Annotated in this window: 1 protein-coding gene; it reads right to left on the bottom strand. The window is 69.8% G+C overall.

Annotated elements, in window-relative coordinates; all coding sequences use genetic code 11:
* Positions 1 to 968, bottom strand: a 968-nt coding sequence (locus Q2100_RS30675) for a DUF222 domain-containing protein (protein WP_302917048.1), incomplete at both ends; no start/stop codon positions are given.

Raw genomic sequence — 968 nt, 5'->3', positions numbered from 1 at the left:
GTTGTGGTGACCTGCCAGCCGTCGGCTTCTTTGGTGTAGTTGCAGTAGGCGCATTCGCCGAGGCCGTTGACCGCGCTGGTGGGTCCGCCGTCGTGGTGGGGGTGGGCGTGGTCGTGGTGGCGGATCGGGGCGTCGCAGTACGGGGTGCGGCAGGTCTGGTCGCGCAGGTCGATGAACGTGGCCAAGGCTTTGGGGAAGCAGCGTGACCGCGATTCCATCGCCACCAGTGCATTGCTTCGCGGGTGCCGGTACAGCCGGCGCAGCGTGGCTTTCGATCGCTGGTCGCGCACGGCGTCGTGAACCATCTGTCGGGCGGTTGCGGCGGGGATAGGCCCGTGGCCGCTGAGCACGGCGGGTTCGGAATCACCGCCGAGCAGGGTCTGATCGGTGATCAACAGCTGGACCGCGACCGGCGCCGCGACGTCGGCGGGGGTGCCCGTGATGCGTTCGACGAGGGTGTCCGCCATCACCTGTCCGCGGGAGCGGCCGTCGACGGTGGTGTCGGCGGCGCCTTTCAATGCCGCATAGACACCGACTCCCTGGGCGACGGGCAGCAGCGCGGTCACATAGGTCATGGTGTCGGGGGCGGGGCGGATCGTCACGGTGCGCTCATTCACCGCCTTGGCGGCCCGGTCGACCACCGCTTGCGGATCGAGCCGGTAGGCGATCATCTTCGCCGCGGCGACGATCCGCTTGTCGCCTTTGCCGGCCAACTGCCGCATGTCACTGCACAGTTCGGCGTCGAGGGTGGCGCGGTCGGTGATGCTCAGGCAGACAGATTCCCGCACGATGAGGGTGGCCCGCCACTCCGAGAGCGCCCCGCACTCCAATGCCCGCAGCGTGCAGGGCATCTCGTAGACCAGGGCGCGGGCGAACCCGAGGTGGCGGCCACCACGGTTGGGGGAGTCGCGGCGGGCCAGAGCGATCTCCGCGGCCAGCCCACGTCCGCGCTTGGCGGCCGGCACTCC

Source organism: Mycolicibacterium arseniciresistens (assembly GCF_030519285.1).
GTDB lineage: Bacteria > Actinomycetota > Actinomycetes > Mycobacteriales > Mycobacteriaceae > Mycobacterium > Mycobacterium arseniciresistens.
Note: the sequence above shows the minus strand (reverse complement) of the source record. Positions and strands in the feature narration are given on the sequence as shown.